Genomic DNA, 17,142 nt, shown 5'->3' on the forward strand with positions numbered 1-17,142 from the left:
TTGGGGGACAGGCGTGTTCCCCCGCTTGCCATGACGAAGATCCAGGACATTTTGGAAAAGAAAAAGCGCGGGCAGAAGATCACCATGCTCACGGCCTATGATTTCCCGACGGCGTCGCTGGTGGACCGGGCCGGGGTCGACATCGTGCTGGTCGGGGATTCCCTGGCCAACGTCATGCTGGGACTGGAGTCCACCCGCGAGGTCGGCATGACGGAGATGATCCATCACGCCAAGGCCGCGCGAAAAGGCGTCAAGAACGCTTTGTTTGTCGGCGACATGCCTTACGCGTCTTACCGGACCCCGGAGGAGGCGGTGGCCAATGCCCGGCGGTTCGTCCGGGAAGCGGGCTGTGAAGCGGTGAAGCTGGAGTGGTTCGAGGACTGCCCGGCGGTGACCGAGGCCATTGTCCAGGCCGGGATCCCGGTCATGGGTCATGTGGGGCTTTTGCCCCAAACCGCGGACGCATTCAAGGTCCAGGGCAAGGACGCGGATTCGGCCCGGCAGATCATCCGCCAGTCTTCGCAACTGGAAGAGAAGGGATGTTTCAGCCTTGTCCTGGAGTGCGTTCCGGACAAGGTCGCGGGGCTTGTCACGAAAAATTTGTCCATCCCGACCATCGGCATCGGCGCCGGCCCGGATTGCGACGGCCAGGTCCTGGTCATCCACGACGTGCTGGGGCTTTACCCCCGAGTGAAACCGAAGTTCGTCAAGACCTTTGCGGAGTTGGGGCAGGCGGCTGTCCAGGCGGTCCAGCAGTTCCGCGCGGAAGTGGAGGCCGGATCCTTTCCGGACAAAGAGCACAGTTACGGCATGGATGAGAACGAATTCCGCAGGTTGCAGTCCGGAGAGCCCTCATGAAAAAATGCCCCTACTGCGCCGAAGATATCCAGGATGACGCCGTCAAATGCCGTTTTTGCAACGAGTTCCTGAACAAACCCAAGTCGGCCCCCTGGTATTTTAACAGCGGGTTCCTTCTCCTGGCCTTTTGCACCGTGGGGCCGGGCGTTCTGCCCCTGATCTGGCTTCACCCCCGCTACAGCAAACTGACGAAGATCATCCTGACCGCCCTCATTGCTGTGGCTTCCTATTATTTGTGGAAGGGCTGGCAGAACGCCATGGTCACCCTCAAGGAATATGAACGGTTGCTTTACGGAGGGTATTAAGGCCTTTGCAAAGAGGGCAAAGAGCTCTTTTCCGTTTTTGCCATTTCAAAATTCTTGCTTTTTAGTAAGGTTTTGGATACAATACTGTCTTCGATTAGCATTTTCCCTTAAGATTTCCGGTCGTTCCCCACAACCCCTGTCCGGAAAACGTCTTTTTTAAAATCTAATGACCTTACCCATGCAGTCAACAGTTGATATGGACAAGATCGTGTCTCTCTGCAAGAGGCGGGGGTTTATCTTCCAGTCTTCAGAGATCTACGGCGGACTGGCCAGCGCCTGGGATTACGGCCCCTTGGGCGCGGAGCTCAAGCGCAACCTCAAGCAGGCCTGGTGGAAGGCCGTTGTCCATGACCGGGACGACATCGTCGGCCTGGACGCCAGCATCCTCATGCACCCCACGACCTGGAAGGCCTCGGGCCATACTGACAATTTCGCCGATACCCTGGTGGACTGCAAGAAATGCAAGAGACGTTTCCGCAAAGACCACATCGGCGACACATGCCCCAACTGCGGCGGCAAGGATTTTACCGACGGGCGCGCGTTCAACCTGATGCTCAAGACCAACCTCGGCGCGGTGGAAGATGAAAGCAGCGTCACCTACCTGCGTCCCGAGACCGCCCAGGGCATCTTCGTGAACTTCCCCAACGTGATCGACGCGACACACCGCCGTTTGCCGTTCGGCATCGCCCAGATCGGCAAATCGTTCCGCAACGAGATCACGCCCGGCAATTACACGTTCCGCACCCGCGAATTCGAGCAGATGGAGATCGAGTATTTCTGCCGTCCCGAGGACGCCCCGCAGAGTTACGAGCGCTGGATCGCGGACCGTCACGCCTGGTATCTGAATCTTGGGATGCGCAAGGAGAACCTCCGCCTGCGGCCGCACGGCCAGGACGAGCTGGCCCATTACGCGGCCGGCTGCACGGACATCGAATACAATTTCCCGTTCGGCTGGTCGGAGCTCGAAGGCATCGCCAACCGCACGGATTTTGACCTCAAACAGCACGCCAAGTTCTCCGGCAAGGACCTGCAGTATCTGGACAACCTGACCAACCAGAAGTTCTATCCCTATATCATCGAGCCGTCCGGCGGCGTGGACCGGGCCATCCTGGCGTTCCTGGTGGACGCGTACCATGAGGAGGAGGTCAACGGCGCCACGCGCGTGGTGCTGAAGTTCAGCAAACAGCTCGCCCCGGTCCAGGTGGCGGTCCTGCCGCTGCTGAAGAAAAATCCGCAAATCGTTGACATGGCGAAGAAATTGAAGCAAGATTTACAGAAAGATTTTGTCTGTGTGTATGACGACACGGCCGCGATCGGCAAGCTTTACCGCCGCCAGGACGAGATCGGCACGTTTTTCTGCCTGACGGTGGACGTCCAGTCGCTCGAAGACAAGCAGGTCACGGTCCGGGACCGCGACACGATGAAACAGGAACGCATCCCCGCCGAGCGGATGGGGGAATATTTAAAAACAAAGTTTACGAGGTAAATCTTATGGGCACACGCCTTTCGTCAGCCCCCCGGATCAGTCGCGGGGCCCAAGTGAAATTTGTGAGCATTAAACAACGCAGCACTAAAGGAAAGGAATTGGGCAAAATGGCTAAGAAGTATGTCTATTCATTCGGCGGAGGCAAGGCCGACGGCAACGAATCCATGAAGAACCTCCTGGGCGGCAAGGGCGCCAACCTGGCCGAGATGGCCGGTCATCCGGCGCTGCGCCTGCCGGTCCCCCCGGGCTTCACCATCACCACCGAAGTCTGCACCTACTTCCTTGACAACAAGAGGACTTATCCCAAAGAATTGAAGCTCCAGGTCGAGACCGCGATGGCCAAAATCGAGAACCTGCTGGGCAAGAAATTCGGCGACGCCAGGAACCCGCTTCTGGTTTCCGTCCGTTCCGGCGCCCGCCGTTCCATGCCCGGCATGATGGAAACGGTCTTGAACGTCGGCCTGACCGAAGGCACGATCCCCGGCCTCATCGCCCAGAGCGGCGGCAACGAGCGTTTTGTTTATGACGCCTACCGCCGTCTGATCATGATGTATTCCGACGTCGTGATGGAAAAAGCGGCCGGCATTGAGCCGAAAGGCAAGGGCATCCGCAAATTGCTCGATGAGAAATTGGAACAGCTCAAGCATTCCAAGGGCTACAAATCGGACACGGACCTGTCCGTCGCCGACCTGAAAAAACTGGTCGCGGAATTCAAGCAGCTGGTCAAGGACGTTCTGGGCAAGGCATTCCCCGACGACGCCAGGGAGCAGCTTTGGGGCGGCGTGGGCGCGGTGTTCTCGTCATGGAACGGCAAGCGCGCCTTCGAATACCGCCGCATCGAGCGCATCCCGGATGAGTGGGGGACCGCGGTCAACGTCCAGTCCATGGTGTTCGGCAACATGGGCAACGACTGCGCCACCGGTGTCGCCTTCAGCCGCAACCCGGCCACAGGCGAGAACAAGTTTTACGGCGAATACCTGGTCAACGCCCAGGGCGAGGACGTTGTGGCGGGCACCCGCACCCCGGCGCCCATCAACGAGCCGTCCGTCAACGACCAGAGCCGCCATCTGACGACTTTGGAAAAGGGCATGCCCAAGCCTTACAAGGAACTCGACGCGATCCGCCTGCGCCTGGAGAAGCATTACAAGGACATGCAGGACATCGAGTTCACCATTGAAAAAGGAAAACTTTTCATGCTGCAGTGCCGCGTCGGCAAAAGGAACGGGACCGCCGCCGTGCGCATGGCCGTGGAAATGTATAAAGATAAATTCATCGACCTCAACACCGCTGTCATGCGCGTGGGGCCCGGCCAGCTGGTCGAACTGCTCCTGCCCATGATCGATCCGAAAGCCGAGAAGGCCTCGCCGGCCATCGCCAAGGGGCTTCCGGCGGGTCCGGGCGGCGCTGTGGGACGCGCGGTCTTCACGTCGCACGAGGCGGTCGAATGGGCCTCCCGCGGGGAGAAGGTCATCCTCGTCCGCGAAGAGACCTCCCCGGAGGACGTCGACGGCATGCACAAATCCCAGGCCATCCTGACCAGCAAGGGCGGGATGACCTCGCACGCGGCCCTCGTGGCCCGCGGCTGGGGCAAGTGCTGTATCGTCGGCTGTTCCGACGTCGAGATCTCCCACGACGGGAAATCGTTCAAGACCAAGAAGGGCGCCGTTGTCAAGGAAGGCGACTGGATCACCTTGAACGGGACCACAGGCCTGGTCTATCAGGGCAAGCTGGGCCTGGTGGACGTTGACGTGGAGCACAACACGACCTACACGGAGCTGATGAAGCTGGTCGACAAGGTCCGGGACATGAAGGTCCGCACCAACGCCGACACCCCCAAGGACGCCGAGCAGGCGATCAAATTCGGGGCCGAAGGCATCGGGCTGTTCCGTACCGAGCACATGTTTTACGGCGAGGGGAGCGACAAGCCGTTGTTCCTCCTGCGCAAGATGATCATGAGCAAGTCCGTGGCCGAGCGCCGCAAGGCCCTGGATGAGCTCTTTCCGTTTGTGAAGAACGACATGAAGGCCACGCTCGCGGTCATGGGCGAGAGGCCGGTCACGATCCGTCTTTTGGACCCGCCGTTGCACGAGTTCGTCCCGCACGATGAGGACAAGCTCACCGCGCTGGCCCAGGAACTCGGGGTCGACATGGGCGAGCTGAGCAAGCGCGCCAACGGCCTCCGCGAAAATAACCCGATGCTCGGCCACCGCGGCGTGCGTCTGGGCGTCACGTATCCGGAGATCACCGAGATGCAGATCCGCGCCATCCTCGAGGCGGCCGCGGAGCTGGTCAAGGAAGGCAAAAAAGCCAACCCCGAGATCATGATCCCGGTCACCTGCACGGTGAACGAGGTCAACCACCAGAAGGTCATCGTGGACAAAGTGTATAACGAGGTCTGCGCCAAGTTCGGCCTCAAGAAATTAAACTTCATGTACGGGACCATGATCGAGATCCCGCGGGCCGCTCTGCAGGCCGCCAAGATGGCCGAGGGCGCGGAGTTCTTCTCCTTCGGGACCAACGACCTGACCCAGATGGGCTTCGGGTTCAGCCGCGACGACATCGGCAGTTTCCTGCCGGATTATCTCGACAAGAAGATCCTGCCGGCCGATCCTTTCGCGACCATCGACCAGGACGGCATCGGCGAACTCATGAAGATCGGCATCGAGCGCGGCCGTTCCGTCCGCAAGAACCTGAAGGTCGGGATCTGCGGAGAGCACGGCGGGGACCCGGACAGCGTCAAGTTCTGCCATGCCATCGGCATGGATTACGTGAGCTGTTCGCCGTTCCGCGTTCCGATCGCCCGCCTGGCCGCAGCCCAGGCCGCGTTGAGCGCCAAGGGCAAGAAGGCCCCGGCCAAAGCCAAAGCCGCGAAAAAGGGAAAGAAAAGATAACCCGGTATGGATCCGATCAAAGCATACTTGAGGGACGTCAGGAAGATCGACCTTTTGACCGCCGAGGAGGAATTCGACCTCGCCCAGCGCGTCCAGAAGGGCGATAAAGAGGCGCGCAACATGATGATCCGCGCCAACCTGCGTCTGGTGATCAGCATCGCCAAGCGTTACGTCAACCTCGGCGTGCCGTTGAGCGACCTGATCGAAGAAGGCAATATCGGGCTGATGAAAAGCGTGGAGAAGTTCGACCCCGACCGGGGGTTTCGCTTCTCCACGTACGCAGCCTGGTGGATCAAGCAGGGGATCTCCCGCGCGATCATCGATCAGGGCAAGCTCATCCGCGTTCCCGTTTACATGAACGAGGAGATCCTCAAATACAAGAAGACCATTGAGGACCTGACCCACAAGCTCAAACGCAAGCCCCGCGCCGGCGAGATCGCCAAGCGTCTGCAGGTCTCGGTCGACAAGGTGAGGGAACTGGAGAACTCGATCGCCAAGATGTCCAGTCTCGACGCGCCCATCGGCGAAGAGGGCGACGGCATGGTCAAGGACATCATCGAGGACCAGAGCCTGATCAGCCCCGACGAACAGCTGGAGGTCTTTTTCAACCGCGAGCGGGCGCTGGGTTTCCTGGAAACGCTCAACGAGCGCGAGCGCAAGATCATCGACATGCGCTTCGGCCTGACCGACGGCAACACGCACACCCTCGCCGAGATCGCCAAGGTCCTGAGTGTTTCCCGCGAGCGCGTGCGCCAGCTCGAGGCCTCCACCATCAAGAAGATCCGCCAGGTCATCAAGAACAGGGAGAAGGGGAAGAAGCATGCTGACGAGTAAAAAGCGCAAGACAACGTTCCTCCTGATCATCCCCAGTTTCGAAGATATTTTTCATTCATTTTACGCCGGAGAGATCATCAAGGGGGTCAGCCTGGCCGCGAGCCGGCTGAAGATCGACATCCTGATCCATATCACCGACCGGTTCGACCACCGCAGCTGGTTGAATTCGTCCCTCCTCGAACCCAAGTATATCGACGGCATCATCTTCGCGGACATCGACAACGACCTCAGCGTGGTCAGGCGCGTGATCTCCAAGAAGATACCGACGATGGTCCTCAACAACGCCATTGACGAGCCGGTCAACTGCATCGCGATCGACAACCGCGAGGTGACGCACAAGATCGTGGAGCACCTGGTGAAGCTCGGGCACACCCGCATCGCCACCATCGCCGGGGACATGTCCACCCAGGCCGGGCAGATGCGTCTGGAGGGGTTCAAGGAAGCCCTGGCCAAGCGTGAGCTTGACGTCCCCAAGTCGTACATCACTTACGGAGATTTCCTCCGCACGCCGGCGCGCATCGCGGCCACGAAGCTCCTGGCCCTCAAAGAGCGCCCGACGGCCGTTTTTGCCGCGTCGGACGTGATGGCCCTCGAGCTCATGGACGTGGCCCGCAGCCAGGGCCTGCGCGTCCCGGAAGACCTGTCCGTCGTCGGCTTCGACGACAACCCGCTCATCATGAACAGCCCGGTCCCGCTCACCACCGTGTTTCAGCCGATCGTGGAGATGGGGCGGCTGGGCGCGGAGAACCTGAAAAAAATCTGTCTGGGCGACGCGAAACTGCCCGTGAAACTGACGCTCGCCGCCAAGCTCGTCACGCGCAAATCCACCGCGGCCGTTCATGGCGGGAAGGAGGCGGCATGAAGGCGAACGATCTGAAGGCGCTGATCCGCGACATCCCGGATTTTCCGTCTAAAGGGATCATCTTCAAGGACATCACGCCCCTGCTCGGCAACCCGGAGGCCTTCCGGAAGTCGATCGACCTCCTGGCCAGGAAATTCAAGGACCAGAAGATCACCAAGGTCGTGTCCGTGGAGTCCCGCGGTTTCATCTTCGGCTCGGCGCTGGCCTATAAACTGAAGGCCGGGGTCGTGCCGGTCCGCAAAAAAGGCAAGCTTCCTTACAAGACGCGCGGCGTGACCTATCAGCTCGAATACGGCACCGACACCCTGGAGATGCACGAAGACGCCCTGACCGAACAGGACCGCGTCCTGATCGTGGACGACGTCCTGGCCACCGGCGGGACCGTGAGCGCGGTCGTGGAGCTTGTCAAGGGCGCCCGGGCCCCGATCGCCGGCGTTGTCTTTTTGATCGAGCTCAAATTCCTCAAAGGCAAGGCCAAGCTCAAAGACACGCCGATGGCCGCCATCATCAGGTACTGATCCGCGCGCGGGCCCCTTCGCCGCGGTTGACTCCCATGCCTCCCAAGCGCCATTTCATTTCTTTTTCCAACAAAGCCCTCTGGTCCATGGCCTTCGTCCTTCTGGCGCTCGCCTTTGTTTACGGCCCGTCGGTGCGGGACAACGGCTTCGTCAACTGGGACGACGACGTCCATCTGCTGGAAAACCCGTTCACCGAGGACCTGGGGCCGCGTTCCCTCGGTCCGATCTTCACCACCACGGTCAACGGGACCTACATCCCGCTGTCCACGCTGTCCTTTGCCGTCGAGCGCAAGCTGTCCGGGCTGAACCCGGCCGTTTACCGCCTGAACAATCTCCTGCTGCACGCGGGCGTGTGCCTGCTCATCCTGATCCTGGCGCGGCAGGCCGGGATATCCTGGACGGGCGCGGCCTGCGCGGCGCTGGTTTTCGGGGTCCACCCGATGCACGTTGAATCCGTGGCGTGGGTGACGGGACGCAAGGACGTGCTGTATTCGTTCTTCGCCCTGCTGGCGCTGTATTGTTACGGCCGGTACGCGGCGGTCGGGCAGTTCGAGTTCCAGCGCGAGCGGTATTACGCCATGGTGCTCCTGTTCCTGCTTTTGGCGGTCCTGGCCAAGCCCATGGCGCTGGGCATGGTGTTTGTGTTCATCCTGTACGACTGGTATTTGAAACGGCCCTGGTCCCCGGGCCTGCTTTGGGAGAAGATCCCGTTTCTTCTGGTGGCCGCGCCGGTCGCGGGCGTGACGTACGCGATGCAGGCGCGCCTTCCGGAACTGAAATTTCCGGACAGCCTGTTGACGTGGGTGTGGTGTTTCGCGTTTTATCTGCGCAAATTTTTTTATCCGGACGCGTTCGTGGTCTTCTACGGCCTGCCCAAACCGCTGGCCGTGACCAATTTGACTTACCTTGCCTCCGTTACGGCGTTCGTTCTTTTTATCGCCGGGATTTTTGTTTTCCGGAAATGCCGGATGTTCGTGCTGGCCTGCCTTTTTTATATCGTCTCGATCTTTTTCCTCCTCCGCTTTGATGCGGCCGCCGATGCCAACGTGGTGGCGGACCGGTTCATGTATCTGCCCAGCCTCGGGTTCTGCCTGTTGTTGGGATACGGGGCCCAGCGCCTGCTGGAAAAATACGGCAAGAACGTCTTCGCCCGCGGGGCGCTCATCGCGTTTCTCCTGGCGGCGGTGACGGGGCTGGGGGCCAAGGCCTACTATCAGACCCTGGTCTGGAAGGACAGTGTGTCGTTGTGGGGACACCAGATGGACATCCGCAACGACGTGGCCACGGCCCTGATCTATCAAAAGCTCGGCGACGGCTACCTGCGCCAGCCGGATTTCCAGAAGATCCTGGACCATTACGTCGCGATCAAGGAGCGGCCGCTGAACACCCTGGACTACAACGACCGCCTTCTTCTGGAAAACGACATTCACAAAATCGGCATGGTGATGCAGTATTTCCAGGCCGCCATCGCCATCAAGCCGGATTTCGAAAACGCCTTTTACGGCATGGGAGACCTGTATTACCGTTTGGGCAACGGGCCGCTGGCTTTTCAGAATCTGGCCCGGGCGATTGAGCTGAGGAAAGACCATTTTGACGCGTATTTTCTGCTGGCCAAGGTCAACCAGGCCGCCGGCCTGCACGCCGAGGCGGTCCTGGCGTTCCGCAAGGCGGTGGAGCTTTACCCAGAACACGGGCGGATGCTCAAGAAAGTCCTGCCCGAGCTGGAGCGGATGAGCGCCGATGCCGGACAGGGGGAGAGGTACCGCAAAGCCAAAGAGGAGCTTTTGAAGGAGTTTGGGGGTTGACAGAGGGCGGGATGGGTGGTTTAATGGCGGGGTGAAAAGCGGGAGTTGCCTTATATAGAGTAGTATTCCTTATATAAGAGGGACATTTAAGCATCTGTGCTTTACGGCGCCTGCCCCAGATGGGGAACTACTGGGGCAAGGCGCAAATCTTTCTGGATCGTTAGTTTTTGGCTTTACAGCGCCTGTCCCAGTTGGAAACCGCTGGGACTATGCGCAAATTGTTCTGGATGACTGCGCCGCTTTGCGGGTATTTTTTTAAGTTTTAAGCGCCTGTCCCAGTTGGACGGCACTGGGACTAGGCGCAAATCGTTCTGGAAGTTAGTTCTTAGCTTTAAAGCGCCTGTCCCAGCTGGAAAACGCTGGGACTAGGCGCAAATTTATCTGGATGTCGGGCGCCTTCGGCGCCTTCTATAGATTTAGAGGAAATTTGCGCCTGTAGCTCAGATGGATAGAGCGCGGCTCTCCTAAGGCCGGCGTCGACCGTTCGAATCGGTCCAGGCGCATTCTTCCCTAACCCAGTCAAGCTCTTACATCCAGAAAAGAATGCGCCTTGCCCTTGCGTTTCCCCAGCAAGGGCAGGCGCGTTTTGCCCTTTGAATCAGAAAGAATGCGCCTCGTACCCGTTTCCTTCAATTTTTTAGAGAAACGGGTGCAGGCGCGTCTTTTTTTTCTATCCAGTCAAGCTCTTACATCCAGAAAAGAGTGCGCCTTGCCCTTGCATTTCCCAGCAAGGGCAGGCGCTTTTTGCCCTTTGAATCAGAAAGGGTGTGCCTCGTACCCGTTTCCTTCAGTTTTTTAGAGAAACGGGTGCAGGCGCTTTTCCTTTTCTGTTGCCTTTGACAAGGACAGGCGCTTTTCTCTTTTAAAGGCAGGGGGCAGGCACGTCTATTTTTTTAAACAAATCAAGCTCCGGCATCTAATACGCGTCTTATTTCTTGACGAATCGTAAAGTTTTTCTATCCGGCCGATTCCCCCGCCGTTTCTCCCGTCGGTTTTTCCCCCGTAACCCCGGACTTAACCCAATCTTAAAATTTTTTAATAATTCATTGACATGCCTAACTCCTTGTGTGAAAATGTCTTTCACCTAATTACTCTCCAGTGATGATTTCAATCTGGCGCCGAAAGGAGGGATAAAACCAATCAGCCGGGAATCATCAGGACTGGTCTAATGCGAAACAATCTAGGCCGTTATATATACGAAGTATAAACCTAGTGTGATATAAAGCCGGGAAACCGGCTTCTTGGGAGGAGTTAAGTAATGAAAAAAGTGATCCTTTTCGCGATGCTCGCATTCGCCCTCGTGGCAGTGCCCGCGTTCGCGAGTGTTCAGAACGTGAAAGTCAGCGGCGACATCGACAACACGTGGTTAGTCCGCCATGACTTCGACCTCGGCACGTCCGGGGCTGCTCCGATCTACGAGCAGAACCTGTTTCTCACCCAGACCCGCCTCCGCGTGGATGCTGACCTCACGGACAACGTCCAGGCGACGGTCGGTCTCCTCAATGAAAGAGTCTGGCAAGAGGCCAACGACGACGTGGCCAACGACATCGACCTCAATCTGGCTTATGTCACGATGAGAGAGATGCTCTACTCGCCGTTGACGGTCATCATCGGCCGCCAGGTGTTCGCTTACGGCAACTCGTTCGTTATCGATGCCTCCGGCACCAATAACAACGTGGCCGAAGGCGGGCTCAACGGCATTGCCGAGGACTTCACCAAGAGAACGGCGCTTAACGCCATTCGCATGGTGTTGGACTACAACCCGCTCACCATTGACGTGGTTTTCGCCAAAGTGGATGAAAATACCGTGGTGGGTCTGGGCGCCCATGATGATGACGTTGACCTCTACGGGGCCAACGCCAATTATCAGATCGGCGACGAGTGGAACACGGTCGTCGAAGGCTACTTCTGGGCCAAGATCGACCAGAGCACGAAAACTGGCGGCGTCGGCCGCAAGAATGATACCGTTTACATGCCGGGTGCCAGGGTCAGCACCAACCCGATCAAGGGGTTGAATCTGCAGGCCGAAGGTGCCATGCAGAGAGGCAACAAGGCCACAACGCTTTCCGGTGGCGACAACGTTCACCGCGAAGCCCAGGGCGGCCAGATCATCGCGAACTACATGCTCCCGTTCGAGAGCACGGCACAGTGGAGCCCGGTTGTCACGGGTGTTTACACCTACGTTTCCGGCGACAGCGGTCCTGCTGAAGCTGGCACGTTGGCCGGTGACGATCATTACAACGCCTGGGACCCGATGTTCGAGAACCAGGGCGGCGGCACCATCTACAACACGCTGTTCAACCTGACCAACGCCCATATCGTGGGCGGTAAATTGGCCATCAAGCCGATCCAGGACGTTACGACGACAGTAACCTGGGACAGGCTCTGGTTGGATAAGGCCCTCGATGACGGGGACTTCAGCGGCGACTGCTCAGGCGCCACCTGCTTGACGCTGTTGCAGCCGGATGGGACCACGCTGACACCGAAGATGACCACGAACACAATGCTCGGCGACGAATTCGGCGCCGGCGTTGTGTATGACTACACCGAAGATGTTCAGATCGGTGCCCGCGTCTCCGCGTTCGTTCCGGGCGGCGCGTTTCACGAAGACAACAACGAAGCGGCTTATCAGAGCGTCGTCAACGCGAACGTGAAGTTCTAATTGACGAAGCGTTAGCTGTTTCGCTTAACCCCCTGCCGGGATTTCCCGGCAGGGGGTTTTTTTGGGTGCGCCCGGCAGGGCGCACTCCCTGTTTCTCCGCCTCAAACCGTTTCCTTTCAGTCGGATGCGGCCCGCGCGCCGTTTTCTCTCCCAAAAAAATGAATTGATGGCATTTGTGGCGTTGGCCGCGGCCCGCGTTGCGCGCCGGTCTCTCTCCGTCGGTAAACACGCCGGCCTGTTCTTAAAAAAGATGAAATAGTGTTTTGAAAATGATAGATATTTGTTAATATAAAATTATTCATCGAATTTTTTGCGCGGCTTCTTTGAGATTTCCGCCCGTCATCCGTGATTTTTCCGCATCAATAACTTTTTAATACTGAATGGGTTAGCGATATGACTCGAGACGAAATATATGATCACCTGGCCCAGGTGTATTTGGGCAAGAAGACCGGCACCACCCAGGCGCTGAAGAAGAAAGAGCAGTTCAGCGCGTGGCTGCTGATCAACATCGGCATCACCGTCGTGATTTTCGCCAGCTCGGTGTACGGGCTGACGGCGTTCCTGACGAAGCGGGGAGGCGCGTTCCAGGACAAGATCATCTACGCCCTGCACCACGGCCCCATCCGCGTGACGTACAACTTGAACTATCCGTTCCCGCCGGTGAAGACCTTTTCGCTGAGCGTCCCGGAGATGAACGCGTCGAAATACCGGACCCTGCAGTTCTCCATCCGGGGGATGGACGACGGCTGGCCGGGCATCGTGCGCGTCGAGATGAAGAACCGGAAGAACGAGGTCGATTCCGTCATCATCAAGGACGTCCGGCTCGACTGGAACGCGGTGCGCATCCCGCTGGACGAATTCGAGCAGATCACCGATTGGAGCAACGTGAGCGACGTCTCTTTCATCCTGGAGTCGTGGAACGCGCAGAAGAAAAAGGGGACCGTGCTCATCGACGACGTTTGTTTCTCCAGCTGAATTTTTTCCGATTTTATCAACTCGAGGGAGGACCGAAAGACATGAGAATCATTTCCATCGCGAACCAGAAAGGCGGCTGTGGCAAGACCACGACGGCCATCAACCTCTCGGCGGCGCTGAGCGTGAACAACCGCCGGGTCCTGCTCATCGACCTGGACCCCCAGGCCCACGCGTCGCTCGGGCTGAACCTGGAGAACCAGGACAGCATCTACAACGTCATTTCGCGCCTCACGCCCCGCAAACTGCGCATTGAGAACATCATCCAGAAGGTCCATGACGGCTTCGACATCGTCCCGTCCAACGTCCTCGTCGGGACGCTGGAGCAGGAGCTGGCCGATGAGATCGGCCGCGAGCAGAAGCTGACCGAGATCATCCGCGGGGTCCGCAACGATTATGATTACATCCTGATCGACTGCCCGCCCAGCCTGGGCTTTTTGACCGTCAACGCCCTGCGGGCGAGCGACGAGGTCGTGATCCCGGTGGAGACGAGCCGTTTCTCCATGCAGGGTGTGGACCACCTGCTGGACATCATCCACCTGATCCGCGACCGGCTGAACCACCAGGTCGATTACCGGATCCTCATCACCATGTTCGATTCCCGCCTGCGGCATTCGTTTTCCATGCTGTCCAAGATCCGCGAGCGTTTTTCCGACGTGCTTTACGACACCATGATCCATATCAACGTCAAGCTCAAGGAGTCCGCGGTGATGGGCGAGACCGTCGTGACCTTCGACAAGTACTGCCGCGGGTCCAAGGATTATTTCAGCCTGGCCAAGGAAATGATCTCCCGCGAGAGCGCCGGCGCCGAAGTCGCGCAGGCCGCGGAGGCCGTGGCCGCCGGAGCCAAGGCCGGGACGCGCGAGGCCGTTGAGACCGCCGCCGACGCCGGGTTCCAGCCGCTGTCCGGACGGATGCAGTCCCTGGTCAAGGAGCAGTCCCCCCAGCTTTTTTCCACCACGTTCACGCTCGAGGCCGCCGAGGCCCAGTCCGTTTACGTCACGGGCAGTTTCAACGATTGGTCCCTGGACGAAACCTGCCGGATGAAGTACGAGAACGGCCGGTGGACGGCCCGCATCCCTCTTCAGCCCGGCACGCACAAATACCAGTTCATCATCGACGGGCGCTGGAGAGAAGACCCGACCAACCCCAGCCAGGAACGCAATTCGTTCGGAGACATCAATTCCCTGATCGAGGTTGTGCCCCATGTCAAAGCGTGATGAGGACAAGGACATCCTGGAGGGCAAGGTCATCGCCATCCTGTCTTACCTGCCGGTTCTTTGCATTATCCCGCTGGTCCTGAAAAAAGAGAATCCGTTCGTCCTGTACCATGGCAGGCAGGGGCTTGTGATCTTCACCGCTGAGGTGGGGGTTTTTGTCTTCAGCATCCCGTTTTCCTGGATCCTCCCGGTCGGGATGTTCGTCCTCCTGCTCATCTCTTTCATCGGGATCATCGCCGTGCTCAAAGGGCAGTACGTGGAGTTCCCGCTGGTCACCAAGCTGGCCCAGAAGATCACTTTATAGGCGCGTCCCGCGCCCGGTCCCCTCATCATGGCCCTGTGGAAACGTTTGCTATCGGCTGTCCGCCATCTGCTGAAAGGCAAGCCCCGCCGCCGCGCCGGTTCCCGGAAATCCCGTCCCCGTAAAAAATTTAGGTCCTTGCGCCGTCCGGTCCGCCGCGTCCGCCGCGCGCCCGCGAAGAGGCGTCCGCTCCGCCGGCGCCGGGCCGTTACCCGGAAACCGAAACGCCCTGCCGTCCGGAAGGCGAAAAAATCCGCCGCCCCGAAATCCCGCATCCCGGCGGTGAAGGCGCCCAAAGAGATCTTCGTCGGGAACATCACGCATTATTTTTCCAGGATCATGGTCGTGGTCGTTGAGGTCAAGCAGGGCCGGCTCTCCGTCGGCGACACCATCCGCGTCAGAGGCGGATCGGCGGATTTTGTCCAGAAAGTGGCTTCGCTCCAGATCGAGAGCCTGGATGTGCGGACGGCCGTGAAGGGCAAACTGGCGGGGCTGAAGGTGGACCGGGAGGCGAAACCGGGGGCCAAGATCTTCAAGGTGGCGGGATAGCGAGATCTCCCGTTTACAAAGCCCGGCGGGTGTGCTATATTTGAAACACATGTCGTTGTTGACGGAGAAAAGCCATGCGCGGATCCCGACGGGGCCAACAATTCATTGAATACCTTCTGCTGTTCGCGATCGTCGTCATTGTCGTGGTCACGTTCGCGCGGTCCTCGCAGTTTAAACGGGCGATCGAGGATTCCATCAACATGACGCTGAACGTGATCAACAAGGAAGCCCAGGCCATCACCCCCTGACAACCTCTCCCATGCCGTCCCAGAGAATCCCCAAAGAAAAAAAAGACCTGGTCCGCCGCTATCTGCTCTGGTGCTATAAAACCACCCGCGAGGACCTGGAGCGGGTCGACCGCAAGTTCACCCAGCTTGAGGCGGACCGCCGCATCCTCACGCACCTGGACAAGAACAAGACCGGCCTTGCCGGCGAGGTGGCGGCCAAATACCGTTTCAAGGTCGAGCAGTTCGTCAAATACATCGAGGACAAGGAAAAAGGGGCGGTCGCCCAGAAATTTTCCGATTCCGCCCGCCGGTCACTCCAGCCGGAATACCTCTATCTGAAAAACCGTTTCGCGGCTATCGAGAAAACGGTCGTGGACCTTCTCGGGAAGGGCGAGCTTCGCAAGATGCAGGAGCTTTTCGAGAGAGAATTCACCCGCCGTATCCTCGAGGCCCGGGACCACACCTGATCCCCGGCCGTTCCCGTCCGGGTCCCGGAGTCTTTCCGCTACATCTCAATTGTTTTCAAAAGCGCGAGTGTCGGAGTAGGATTCCAGCCGCTGGCGCTGGAGTTGTCTCTGCTGTTCGGCGGCGCGACGGCGTTTTTCCAGGAGTTGTTGCGCCTGGTCATCGGCCGGCAAGGGGAGGGGGCGTTCGGAGGGTGATGCGGCGGGAAGGACATCCGGTTGCCGGAATTTTTGCTGAAGGCTCCGGCCCGCCAGGGCCAGGGCGCAGATGATAACGATCACTGCCAGGAATTTGTTCATGGGCGAAAGGGGATGGTTCAGCGGTTTCGGTGCATCTGGATGGTGCGCTGGCGGTCCTGCATGAGCCGGCGCTGTTGTTCCAGGGTCTCCCGGGCCTTCCTCCGCTGTTCTTCCTGCTGGAGCGATCTTGCCATCACCTCCGAATCGCTTTTGGGTTCGGTCTTCATGGCTTTTCGCACGAGGTAGACGTAGCCGTAGTAAATGCCGACGATCCAGGCGCCCAATACCAGAAATATCATGATTCCTTTCATACTCATAGTATAGAAGAGCTCCCCGGGATTATCAACCCGGATTTTTCAATTGAGGACACGGGGCCGGGGCGGAATGAGGAAATTGGATATCCCGTTGCATCCTCCCCGGGGGTGTTGCTATAATACACCGGTAAAACACACTTAAACAGGACAGAGGATTTTCCGGGAGGCAGAGATGAACAAGAACAAGTTTGACATCAAATCCGATTGGCCCGAAGTGAAGAAACAGCTCATGACCTTCAGCCGGGAAGCCCTTCGTCTGGCGAAAAAGGGCGAGAAAGAGCTCAAGACGTTCTCCGGCCGCGGCAAACTCCACCTCGACTCGGCGACCCTGAACCTTAAAAAAGAGCACTTGTACCACCTGATCGGCCGGGAGTATATCCGTGCCAGGTGCCCCGGGACCCAGACCCCGAAGCTCAAGGCCTTGATCGCCGAATTCCGTAAGATCGACAAGGCGCATAAGGGGCTTCAGCGCGGCATCCGGACCGTGGGCGGCCGATAACCTTCCCCCGGCCTTCACGGGCCGCCTCCGTAATTCATCTTGACTAAAGAACGGGCCGATAGTATAATTGTGCCTTCACGTCAAAGGAAGGACGCAGACCGTCCTGCCGGCCTTAGCCAGGGAATGGCCCTGAGG

General features: G+C 58.7%; 18 protein-coding genes and 1 tRNA gene. 17 read left to right on the forward strand and 2 right to left on the reverse strand.

Features of this window, described 5'->3' with window-relative positions:
* Positions 1 to 30: 30 nt before the first annotated feature.
* From panB to Q8Q08_07935, 16 genes are all read left to right on the forward strand, one after another.
* The gene (gene panB, locus Q8Q08_07860) at positions 31 to 858 is read left to right on the forward strand and encodes a 3-methyl-2-oxobutanoate hydroxymethyltransferase (protein ID MDP2653930.1); all 828 of its coding nucleotides are present in this window, start codon (positions 31 to 33) and stop codon (positions 856 to 858) included.
* A complete protein-coding gene (locus Q8Q08_07865) occupies positions 855 to 1,163 on the forward strand; it encodes a zinc ribbon domain-containing protein (protein MDP2653931.1) in 309 nt (102 codons plus the stop codon). The genes panB and Q8Q08_07865 overlap by 4 nt, the downstream gene beginning before the upstream one ends.
* A 178-nt stretch (positions 1,164 to 1,341) precedes the next feature.
* Positions 1,342 to 2,649, forward strand: coding sequence for a glycine--tRNA ligase (locus Q8Q08_07870; GenBank protein ID MDP2653932.1), 1,308 nt, complete (start codon positions 1,342 to 1,344; stop codon positions 2,647 to 2,649).
* A gap of 107 nt (positions 2,650 to 2,756) precedes the next feature.
* Positions 2,757 to 5,540 carry a pyruvate, phosphate dikinase gene (gene ppdK, locus Q8Q08_07875; protein MDP2653933.1) on the forward strand — a complete coding sequence of 928 codons (2,784 nt, stop codon included), beginning with the start codon at positions 2,757 to 2,759 and terminating at the stop codon, positions 5,538 to 5,540.
* 6 nt (positions 5,541 to 5,546) lie between these two features.
* Entirely contained in the window at positions 5,547 to 6,374 is an 828-nt protein-coding gene (locus Q8Q08_07880; GenBank protein MDP2653934.1) for an RNA polymerase sigma factor RpoD/SigA, read from the forward strand.
* Complete coding sequence (locus tag Q8Q08_07885) at positions 6,361 to 7,236, forward strand: substrate-binding domain-containing protein (GenBank protein MDP2653935.1); 876 nt, start codon at positions 6,361 to 6,363, stop codon at positions 7,234 to 7,236. The genes Q8Q08_07880 and Q8Q08_07885 overlap by 14 nt, the downstream gene beginning before the upstream one ends.
* Entirely contained in the window at positions 7,233 to 7,754 is a 522-nt protein-coding gene (locus tag Q8Q08_07890) for an adenine phosphoribosyltransferase (GenBank protein ID MDP2653936.1), read from the forward strand. The genes Q8Q08_07885 and Q8Q08_07890 overlap by 4 nt, the downstream gene beginning before the upstream one ends.
* Before the next feature lie 86 nt (positions 7,755 to 7,840).
* Entirely contained in the window at positions 7,841 to 9,559 is a 1,719-nt protein-coding gene (locus Q8Q08_07895) for a tetratricopeptide repeat protein (protein ID MDP2653937.1), read from the forward strand.
* 429 nt (positions 9,560 to 9,988) lie between these two features.
* Positions 9,989 to 10,062: transfer RNA gene (locus tag Q8Q08_07900), tRNA-Arg, on the forward strand.
* 755 nt (positions 10,063 to 10,817) lie between these two features.
* Positions 10,818 to 12,221 carry a hypothetical protein gene (locus Q8Q08_07905; protein ID MDP2653938.1) on the forward strand — a complete coding sequence of 468 codons (1,404 nt, stop codon included), beginning with the start codon at positions 10,818 to 10,820 and terminating at the stop codon, positions 12,219 to 12,221.
* A 393-nt stretch (positions 12,222 to 12,614) separates the two neighbouring features.
* A complete protein-coding gene (locus Q8Q08_07910; protein ID MDP2653939.1) occupies positions 12,615 to 13,196 on the forward strand; it encodes a hypothetical protein in 582 nt (193 codons plus the stop codon).
* Positions 13,197 to 13,237: 41 nt separating this feature from the next.
* Complete coding sequence (locus Q8Q08_07915; protein MDP2653940.1) at positions 13,238 to 14,413, forward strand: AAA family ATPase; 1,176 nt, start codon at positions 13,238 to 13,240, stop codon at positions 14,411 to 14,413.
* Entirely contained in the window at positions 14,400 to 14,717 is a 318-nt protein-coding gene (locus tag Q8Q08_07920; GenBank protein MDP2653941.1) for a hypothetical protein, read from the forward strand. The genes Q8Q08_07915 and Q8Q08_07920 overlap by 14 nt, the downstream gene beginning before the upstream one ends.
* A 27-nt stretch (positions 14,718 to 14,744) precedes the next feature.
* Entirely contained in the window at positions 14,745 to 15,263 is a 519-nt protein-coding gene (locus Q8Q08_07925) for a hypothetical protein (protein MDP2653942.1), read from the forward strand.
* A 74-nt stretch (positions 15,264 to 15,337) separates the two neighbouring features.
* Positions 15,338 to 15,511: a hypothetical protein gene (locus tag Q8Q08_07930; protein MDP2653943.1), complete on the forward strand. Its 174-nt coding sequence runs from the start codon at positions 15,338 to 15,340 to the stop codon at positions 15,509 to 15,511.
* 11 nt (positions 15,512 to 15,522) lie between these two features.
* Positions 15,523 to 15,957 carry a hypothetical protein gene (locus Q8Q08_07935; GenBank protein ID MDP2653944.1) on the forward strand — a complete coding sequence of 145 codons (435 nt, stop codon included), beginning with the start codon at positions 15,523 to 15,525 and terminating at the stop codon, positions 15,955 to 15,957.
* A gap of 45 nt (positions 15,958 to 16,002) precedes the next feature.
* Here Q8Q08_07935 and Q8Q08_07940 read toward each other — a convergent pair whose 3' ends face one another.
* A complete protein-coding gene (locus Q8Q08_07940; GenBank protein MDP2653945.1) occupies positions 16,003 to 16,254 on the reverse strand; it encodes a hypothetical protein in 252 nt (83 codons plus the stop codon).
* 17 nt (positions 16,255 to 16,271) lie between these two features.
* Positions 16,272 to 16,511 (reverse strand): hypothetical protein, encoded by a 240-nt coding sequence (locus Q8Q08_07945; protein ID MDP2653946.1) that lies wholly within the window; start codon positions 16,509 to 16,511, stop codon positions 16,272 to 16,274.
* Between the two features lie 169 nt (positions 16,512 to 16,680).
* On the opposite strand from Q8Q08_07945, the gene Q8Q08_07950 reads away from it, so the two are divergent.
* A complete protein-coding gene (locus Q8Q08_07950; GenBank protein ID MDP2653947.1) occupies positions 16,681 to 17,007 on the forward strand; it encodes a hypothetical protein in 327 nt (108 codons plus the stop codon).
* Positions 17,008 to 17,142: the final 135 nt, after the last annotated feature.

This window comes from Candidatus Omnitrophota bacterium, assembly GCA_030688425.1.
Lineage (GTDB): Bacteria > Omnitrophota > Gorgyraeia > Zapsychrales > JANLHA01 > JAUYIB01.